The 8,514-nt window shown below is 41.8% G+C and carries 7 protein-coding genes; 3 read left to right on the forward strand and 4 right to left on the reverse strand.

The window, feature by feature from the left end:
- Positions 1-45: 45 nt before the first annotated feature.
- A complete protein-coding gene (locus tag ASV53_RS21010; RefSeq protein WP_094958543.1) occupies positions 46-2,427 on the reverse strand; it encodes a fatty acid cis/trans isomerase in 2,382 nt (793 codons plus the stop codon).
- 213 nt (positions 2,428-2,640) lie between these two features.
- Here ASV53_RS21010 and ASV53_RS21015 point away from each other — a divergent pair, with 213 nt between their 5' ends.
- Entirely contained in the window at positions 2,641-2,943 is a 303-nt protein-coding gene (locus tag ASV53_RS21015) for a hypothetical protein (protein WP_094958544.1), read from the forward strand.
- Here ASV53_RS21015 and ASV53_RS21020 read toward each other — a convergent pair.
- Complete coding sequence (locus tag ASV53_RS21020) at positions 2,920-4,197, reverse strand: winged helix-turn-helix domain-containing protein (protein ID WP_094958545.1); 1,278 nt, start codon at positions 4,195-4,197, stop codon at positions 2,920-2,922. The genes ASV53_RS21015 and ASV53_RS21020 overlap by 24 nt on opposite strands.
- A 228-nt stretch (positions 4,198-4,425) precedes the next feature.
- Complete coding sequence (locus tag ASV53_RS21025) at positions 4,426-4,878, reverse strand: DUF3069 domain-containing protein (protein ID WP_062691884.1); 453 nt, start codon at positions 4,876-4,878, stop codon at positions 4,426-4,428.
- A gap of 265 nt (positions 4,879-5,143) precedes the next feature.
- Between ASV53_RS21025 and ASV53_RS21030 the strand changes: the two genes are divergently transcribed.
- Positions 5,144-6,091, forward strand: coding sequence for a diguanylate cyclase domain-containing protein (locus tag ASV53_RS21030; RefSeq protein WP_094958546.1), 948 nt, complete (start codon positions 5,144-5,146; stop codon positions 6,089-6,091).
- A gap of 107 nt (positions 6,092-6,198) precedes the next feature.
- On the opposite strand, the gene ASV53_RS21035 is transcribed toward ASV53_RS21030, so the two are convergent.
- On the reverse strand, positions 6,199-6,810 hold the full coding sequence (locus tag ASV53_RS21035) for a DUF2238 domain-containing protein (protein ID WP_062691886.1): 612 nt from the start codon (positions 6,808-6,810) through the stop codon (positions 6,199-6,201).
- Positions 6,811-7,096: 286 nt separating this feature from the next.
- Here ASV53_RS21035 and ASV53_RS21040 point away from each other — a divergent pair, with 286 nt between their 5' ends.
- Positions 7,097-8,434 carry a DEAD/DEAH box helicase gene (locus tag ASV53_RS21040; protein ID WP_062691888.1) on the forward strand — a complete coding sequence of 446 codons (1,338 nt, stop codon included), beginning with the start codon at positions 7,097-7,099 and terminating at the stop codon, positions 8,432-8,434.
- Positions 8,435-8,514 lie beyond the last annotated feature (80 nt).

Below are 8,514 nucleotides of genomic sequence, written 5' to 3' on the forward strand. Positions count from 1 at the left end.
GGCCAGCTAAGTGAGCTGGCCTTTATGCTTGTCTATTGGTGTTAATTAGCGGTTTTCAACGCGATTGTAATCTAACAGACCAGACTCAATTGGGTAGTTAGCTTGGTATGTTTGGTTAAGTGTATCGCTAAATGGCCAGAACTCGGGGTTGGTTCGACGAATGCCAAATTGGTCTAATAATGCCTTGTAGCTTTCTTCTGATTTAACGGCTAAGACTTTTTCAGTTAAAGCGGGAAGTTCGGCTTCTTTTACAGACCAAAATGCACCGGGGTAACTACCGAGCACACCTCTCACTATGGTGACGTTGTCACGAGTGAATAGCCTGTTGGACTCTTCATTAAATAAACTGGAGATATTCTTGTGTGCGCTATTACGCACAAGGGTAAAGAGTTGTGGTGGTTTGTTGGTGTCGTTTGGTGTCACCATAATGTAGCTCAGTTCTGGGAATAAGCTAACGTGTTCGCCTTGCATGCGGCCGATGGTTGTTAGTGCTGCAATAGCTTGGTTGCCTAATGCAGCCTCTGATAGTTCGTACCGAGTCGGTTGAACCAGAGCAAGATGCGTTTTTAGTTTATCCAGTAACTCTTTCTTTGGCGTATCTGTTAGGTATGTAATGCCTGATGGTTGATCAAATTCATTAATATCACCTTGTATGAATAGCTTGAGATCTGTATTGGCACCCTGATACCAGTCAGCTAACTCTTGGTGACGTATTGCTTCTGGTAGTAAAGAGAGGAAGTTAGATTCGCCCTCCATGCGCAAAAAGTCCATATACATGCGTGTAACGAGTTGGTGGCCAAAGTTACCGTACACATCAAACCCTGCGACAAGCAAATAATGAATCCGTTCGAGTAAAGAGTAGTCCAAAACCCATGCCGTTTTAGGTTGCTCACCGATCAGCCCTTTAGTCACTGTTGCACTATCGAAATGGCGGAATACGGTAAGTGAAGCATTCTGGTTAATGCCGTTGCCATCCCAAATGACTTGTGGGGTGAGGTGTTCACCATTTTTGAAGGTTGTTTTCATGAAGTCATTTTTGGCTCGTAAAAAATCACCCTGTTGCTTGGAATAGTGTAACCAGTTAGTGATAGGTACAGTGTTACTTTCTTTTTCGGCTGGCAGGCGAAGATTGTGTGCTTGGCGCTCATAGAATGCATTCACACTGGGTAGATTGGCCATATCAGGATCAACAAAAAACACCCAGAAACGGTCATTGATAACATTTAGCGCAAGTTGACCTCGGCATACTGGACCTTTTATAAAGCCCATAATGGTATTTTGAGCGTTATCAAGCATGAACTTATAGCGGGCTTCTACTGGAAGCTGAGTAAAGCTCACCATAGGGTTAGATGAAGAAACGGGATCATAGCTAGGTAGTTCTGTTACCGCGTAACTCGGCTCTAGAAATAGCGCTTTAAACCGTGCCATTTTTGCCTTGTTAAGGGCATAGGGCATGTGGGTTTTATCAACAATGGTTTCACGTACTTGCACGAAACGGTAATAAACACGTTCTACATTTGGCTCATCAAACGGGCGACGGGTCGCAATAAGATCGACCGGCGTAACTGTGGCTGAACGTGAGCGAACTAAGTTAAAGAAAACAGTTTCTTCCTCATCTTCAAAATAGAGGTGTGAAACAAACAAATGTTCAAAAATATAACGGCTGGTTAGTTGTTGTTTGAGTGAGTCACCGTTTAAAAAAGCTTCCCATGTTTTTATTTTGTTCATAGTCGATTCAGGTGCGGGGGGAACGCTTGCCATTGGTGAACCAGCCTCTAACCATGACATTAATATTTTATTTTCACCATCAGCCAATTGTGGCAAACCATAGGGCATGCCCCAATTTGGATAATCTTGCTCATATTTGGTCATTTCTTCAATGGTTGGGCATTGCTGATCGCGATCTAGCGAAAAGTCCCATTCATCTTGATTCAATATTTTCTGTTCAGGTAAGGGATGTGCTTGTTTAAGTTGAAGCATTCGTGCCATAACACCCGCTTGTGTATTCGCTTCAGCTGTTTGATCTCGTTCGTTTAAAACGGGATTGAAACCGAGTTCACGCCATTGTTCTGTTGATTGAGCGTCGATGAACATACGAGTCAGGTTCGATGCTAGTAAACGGGTACCTTCGTACACTTTTTCTTTATTGGCGCCACGGTCGATCCCTTCGGAAGACGACATTTTAAGTTGGCATGGTGCATCGTAGCAGGCATGACAAACAACGCAGCGATTTTCAATAATGGGCTTAACCTCTGTGAGGTAATGTTCAGCGACAGTCGAATATGCAGGGGTAATACGGTCGCGCGGTGCCGATTTACCATAAATCTGATCGTAATTTAAACCCGCGTATACCGCACAACCAGAAAAAATGAGTACTGTAAAAAAAACAATGAGGTTTTTTTTATTTTTCACTACAGAGAAAATCATTGGAGCGACATGCCTGCTTGTTGGATAGTGGAAAGGGTGAGTGATTTTTATTATTTACTAATTATAACATGAGATGCGCAGATCACATCTTGACGAAATGGTAGTAATAACCACAGCTTAACCCTGTATTGTTTATTGATGTGGGGTGAGTTAGCACTGAAAAGTGATCAGTCTATAGTAGACAGTTAACGATTGTTCATAAGAGGAGAAGACATGTTTGGTATGAAGACGAAGGGTAGAGATGGGATCTCCTCTGGTGTGTTTCTTATTGGATTTGGCTTGTTATACCTAACGCAATGGTGGTGGCCTGGCTTGCTCATTGTGCTTGGGGTTACAGGCCTTATCGATATTGTGATGAGTGGGCATTGGAAAGATGCGCTAAAAACCGCCGTTGTATTCCTGATAGCTGCTGCAATTTTGTGGGGATTAGTTTGGACTGGGATCATGTGGAGTATTTTAATTCCAGGGACATTGATTGCTGTCGGTATCTACTTAGTCTACCGTGGGTTTAAATAATACATCTTGCTGTTTGTTTGAATGGACCCAGTACAAGCCAGCGTTAGCGCTAAAAATTAAACTTAGGTGATTGTGATGATAAAGTAAGTGGTTAACTACAACTTTACGCCCCTCATAAACCACTTGCTCATGTCGTTCATTCTCTAGCGCGAGTGAACCTTTGTTTAGGCCTTTTGTGCCCGTCGGTTGGTAGGCCCAGTGGAACATCTCTGGCATGATTTTCACCCGAGCGATAACATTAGGAATATCTGGTGTGAGAATGGCTTGGTAGTTCGCCGCTTTTATTGATAGAACGTGATGTAAATCCTGATGCTTACTCGCAATGAAAGACATAGAAGAATACTTAAATTCATTATTAGGTTCATTTGAAATGAAATAATGGATCACTTTTGATTGAATTACTGAGTCATCAATATAGTTTAAATACACTTTTGCCGCGGGTTGACGGGTGAAGTCTGTTTGAATTTTAGGTGTGTCGATTAATTCACCCTTGTTGCTTAGAATATAGTTTTGAAAGGTCGGCCATTCTTCTAAGCGCATACTGTAAGATAGCTCGGTTCCTTTAATGCAGTAATTACCTTGATCTTGCTTACACCAAGCGACCGAATAAAGATCATTATTTTTATAAATAAATATACGGCGGTTTTCCAAATGATTTGGGCTGTGTAGTGCATTATATGATTGATAAAGCGTAGTAACCTTACTTGTTAAATCAGTAAGGACATCTTCATCTTCCCCTATAAAAAGTACTTGATTGCTATCAAGCGAGGTTAAGCGTGATTCAAAAGGTAAGTCATCTACACTTGGTTCATCCACATATTTTGTAATAGCGAGAATAGCGCAAAATAGGACAAGCATACCGAGCAGAAAATATTTTAACTGCTTTGATTTTTGTTTTATTTTTTCGAGTGGATTTAGATCTGCCATGTCAAAGGTCTGAATGTCGAACGTGCAGATCTGATAGCCTAATCGTGGGATCGTTTCAATGACTTCGCCTTTATTCGACTCTTGTAGCTTAACGCGTAGTGAGCGAATAACTTGGAAAAGTGACGCTTCTGTCACTTCGCGATCCGGCCAGCCGGCTTCAATAAGGTCTTGTTTCGTTGCGGGCCGCTGGTTGTGCTCTAACAAATAAGAAAGGATGAGTTGTTCAGATTGGTTAAGAGCCTGTGTTGCGTTACTGGATTTGATGATGCCAAGGCTTGGAATAAAGTAAACACCGGTGGGAAATTTGACTTGTTCAGCCTGAGACATATTTCAAACATCGCTATAGTTAACGGTAAGGCAGGGTTACCTAGTTAAGGCAGTGCTATGATCTGGTATCGACGACTTGAGACTTGAATAGCCGTGTACCGCATAGTGGTTTGTCGTTATTTTGACGCGTTAAAGGTGAAGTTACAGGATAGTGAACATAAAGGGAAGTTTCCTTCCCTTTAAATAATACCCATAGATCAATGACTCAATCAAATTGGTATCGCAGGATTATTTTTTGAAAATTTCCTGGAATTCACGCTTCATTGGTGGATTACGACGAGCTTGCTTAAGCTGCTTAGTCAAATCCTTCACGCAGTTTGTTAGTACTTTGTCTAATAGTACTGCTTTGTAATCTTCTTGCTCTTCAGCGCTCATTTCTTCTGGCAGTTTGGTATCTTGGAATTCACCAAGGAAATCAACACCAGAGTATGTTTGGCTAAGTGCAACAAGTGCGTGGAATTGTTCGAAGTTATCAAGAACGTTTTGTGCACTACCTGGTAGTGTGTTCCACGATGCGCGAGATGATGCTTCTGATACGTTATAAACGCTAACAAGCATTTCGATTAGCTCTTCAGGAACTTCCTCAAACGCCGCTACTTGACGAAGTTCTGGTGAACAGTCATCCAATGATAGTTTTGTTTCTTCAACGATTTGCTCGTCTTTTTTCTCGATCTCAGACATAGAGAGTTCCTACAGCTTAGTATAAATAAGGAGGAGAATCCTAAAGCCCCTCTGACAAAAGTCAATAAGATGTTTATTTTATTGGCTATTCACATCATATGATGGCTAAAGCGGCGAAGAGTCGCACTTCTTTGAGTGCAAAACTGCAATCTAGGTCACGCTGAAGTGCAGAAAATAGACGATGTAGGGACATAACTGAAGATACGTACATATATGTGCTATAAATATAAGTATACAAATCGATTTATATCAATAGGATGCTTTCATGGAAGCAATGCGTGTTTTATTAGTTGATGATGTTCATTTAGAGCGGATGCAACTGGCAATGCGATTACAGCGTCTTGGTCATGTTGTTGAAGCTGTGGGCTCTGGGCATGAAGCCATTGAGAAATACCCGTTATTTGATCCTGATCTTGTGTTACTCGACATTAGCATGCCAGATATGAGCGGCGTTGATGTTGCAAAAGAGCTACGTCAGCAGCATGAAGAGTGGGTACCGATCATCTTCTTAAGTGGGCATGATGAACCTGAAATGATCGCAAAAGCTATTGATATGGGCGGTGACGATTACCTCGTAAAACCGGTAAACAAAATTGTGTTGGCCTCAAAATTAAAAGCAATGCAGCGTATCGCGCATATGCGGCATAAATTGAAAGAAGCGTCAGTTCAATTAGAGCAGGCTAATGGGTTACTTTCACAGCAAGTGAATGAAGATGGTTTAACAAAGCTGGCGAATAGGCGTCACTTAGATCAAAAGTTGGCTGAATTTATTTCAATGCATGGTCGTAACAACTTTTCTTTAACGATCATTATGATCGACGTTGATCACTTTAAACCCTTTAATGATTACTATGGCCACTTAGAAGGTGACCGTTGTTTACAGCTGGTGGCGGAGGAGCTTAAATCTACCTTTAGCCGAGCTGGTGAACTTGCTGCGCGTTACGGTGGTGAAGAGTTCGTTGTTTTGATCAGTAACTGTGATAAAACACAAGCCGTTAAAGAGTGTGAACGTTTAAAGCAATGCATCAAAAGACTTGAGATCCCGCATTCTAAATCTACTACGTCTAATATCATCACCGTTAGCCAAGGAATGGTCGCTTGGGTACCTACAGGGTTAGAAACGCCTGAGAACATGTACCAGATCGTTGATAAGGTGTTATATAAGGCCAAAGAGCAAGGACGAAATCGTTTTGTGGCTGCTGAGTTTACTTAATCGCTAATGTTATCGATTTTCGCGGTTCGGATAACAAGAGATTCAATGAAAGAAGCCAGATGCTGAGACATCTGGCTTCTTCTTTATATGGGTTTATCGCAATTGTATTAGCGTATAACCTTGGGATCTGAGAAGGGTTTTAATTTAAAGAACAGTACCAAACTAAACACGGCGCCTAAGGTATCAGCCAGCATATCTTTTTGCGCATCCCAGATATCACCCTGAGACCCTAAAAACTCGATCCCTGCATCTCCTCCAGCGATGATCGCATACCACCATTCGATGATCTCATAGCCTGCCGCAATCGCCATAATCGCAAACAAAGCGAAAAAAGCGGCGAGTTTCGGCTTACATTCGCCACGCCTTACGAGCCATTCCGCGATAGGAAAAGCGTAAAAGCCAACCGAGAAGTGTGCGACACGATCAAACATGTTGCGCTCTGTGCCCAATAGGTTATTAAACCAATCGAAAGGAACATGTGCGAACGTATAGTGTGCGCCCACAGTGTGGCCAATAAGCCAGAAAAACATCAAAATGTATGCGGTATTGCTAAACTGAAACCTAGAATAGGTAACAACCAGAAACAAAAAGATGAATACAACTGGAACAACCTCTGCCACCCATACTTCACGAAAAACGGGATTTATCCCGAGCACAATAAACAGAATACTGAAAATTACGGCTAAGTAATGGGGAAGGCTCGACGGCAAAAACTTCATTGTGTAATTCCCTATACCTATAAGACATTGCTAACTATGGCAAAAATGTGCTTGTTAAGGAATGTCCCATCTCTCATTGTTTTAGATTGCTGTATCGATTGTTATGGGCAGTAATTAAGGGAAATAACTTACTTTTCTAAACTTTACACTAGATTATCGCCTAACAATTTGTGTTATAATCCGTTGCTAACATTTTTCACTCTAGCGTGACCGTTGTCACAATGGGTGAGTAATTAATAAATTTGTACATCTATAACGCTGTAGGCGTTTTTACCGGAGCATCATTTTGCATTTTAAAGATCTTGGATTAGACCAACGACTGTTAAAGAAAATCAACGACCTAGGGTTTGATCAAGCGACTGAAATTCAACAACAAGCTATTCCAATTGCCATGCTTGGTAAGGATTTGTTGGCCTCATCAAAAACAGGCTCTGGTAAAACTCTCGCATTCTTATTGCCTGCAATGCAGCGTATGTACCGTAGTAAGCCGTTTACTCGTCGTGACCCTCGAGTGCTTATTTTAACGCCGACGCGTGAGCTAGCGAAGCAAGTATTTGCTCAACTACGTACACTAAATGCGGGTACTCCGTATGATGGTACTTTGATTGTTGGTGGCGAAAACTTTAACGATCAAGTAAAAGCACTGCGTGATGACCCAATGTTTGTTGTGGCAACACCTGGTCGTTTAGCTGATCACCTAGAGCATAAAAGTACTTACCTTGATGGTCTAGAAATGCTGATCCTTGATGAAGCTGACCGTATGCTTGATCTTGGCTTTGAAGCGCATTTACGCAGCATTCACAATGCAGCTAACCACCGTCGTCGTCAAACATTGATGTTCTCAGCAACACTTGACCATAACGATGTGTTGGACATCGCAACAGACATGCTAGATGCACCCAAGCAGCTTGCTGTTGGTAGTTCAGCAGAAGAACACAAAGATATTACTCAACGTTTCATGCTGTGTGATCACTTAGATCATAAACAAGCACTATTGGATAAAATCCTAGAAACGGAAGATTACAAGCAAGTTATTATTTTCACTGCGACACGTGTTGATACAGAGCGCTTAACAAAAGAGCTTAATGAGCGTCAACTGAAAGCTGTCGCACTTAGCGGTGACTTGAACCAAACACAACGTAACAGCATCATGAGCCAGTTTGAGCGTGTATGTCATAAGATCCTTGTGACGACAGATGTGGCTTCGCGTGGTCTTGATATCGATAATGTTTCTCACGTGATTAACTTCGATATGCCGAAACACGCCGAAGAATACGTTCACCGTGTAGGCCGTACTGGTCGTGCAGGGAACAAAGGCGATGCAATTTCTTTAGTTGGTCCTAAAGACTGGCGCAGCTTCAAGAATGTAGAAGCTTACTTACAACAGGATATTTCATTCACAACAATGGAAGGTCTAGAAGGTAAGTTTAAGGGGCTTAAACCAGCTCCTAAGAAGAAGTTTGTTAAGAAAAAAACAACAAACAAGCCAGAAGCTGCGAAAAAATCAACAGCACCTAAAGCGAAGAAGAAAGTCGATAAGCGCTTTTACGATAACGTGGCTGTGGGTGACAATGTGTTTATGCCTAAAAAGCGTAAGCCTGCAAACCCAAGCTCTGAAGATTAACAAGTACGATGCTTTCTTAGGATCAATACTTGAGAGTTGAATAAAGAAAAACCAGCCTGTTGGCTGGTTTTTTTATAGCT

This window comes from Photobacterium sanguinicancri, assembly GCF_002265265.1.
Classification (GTDB): Bacteria; Pseudomonadota; Gammaproteobacteria; order Enterobacterales; family Vibrionaceae; genus Photobacterium; species Photobacterium sanguinicancri.

Excerpts from the sequence above, each read along its gene's own strand:
- ASV53_RS21025 (WP_062691884.1), bottom strand. The coding sequence starts at position 4,878 with ATGTCTGAGATCGAGAAAAAAGACGAGCAAATCGTTGAAGAAACAAAA.
- ASV53_RS21030 (WP_094958546.1), top strand. The coding sequence starts at position 5,144 with ATGGAAGCAATGCGTGTTTTATTAGTTGATGATGTTCATTTAGAGCGG.
- ASV53_RS21020 (WP_094958545.1), bottom strand. The coding sequence starts at position 4,197 with ATGTCTCAGGCTGAACAAGTCAAATTTCCCACCGGTGTTTACTTTATT.
- ASV53_RS21035 (WP_062691886.1), bottom strand. The coding sequence starts at position 6,810 with ATGAAGTTTTTGCCGTCGAGCCTTCCCCATTACTTAGCCGTAATTTTC.
- ASV53_RS21015 (WP_094958544.1), top strand. The coding sequence starts at position 2,641 with ATGTTTGGTATGAAGACGAAGGGTAGAGATGGGATCTCCTCTGGTGTG.
- ASV53_RS21010 (WP_094958543.1), bottom strand. The coding sequence starts at position 2,427 with ATGATTTTCTCTGTAGTGAAAAATAAAAAAAACCTCATTGTTTTTTTT.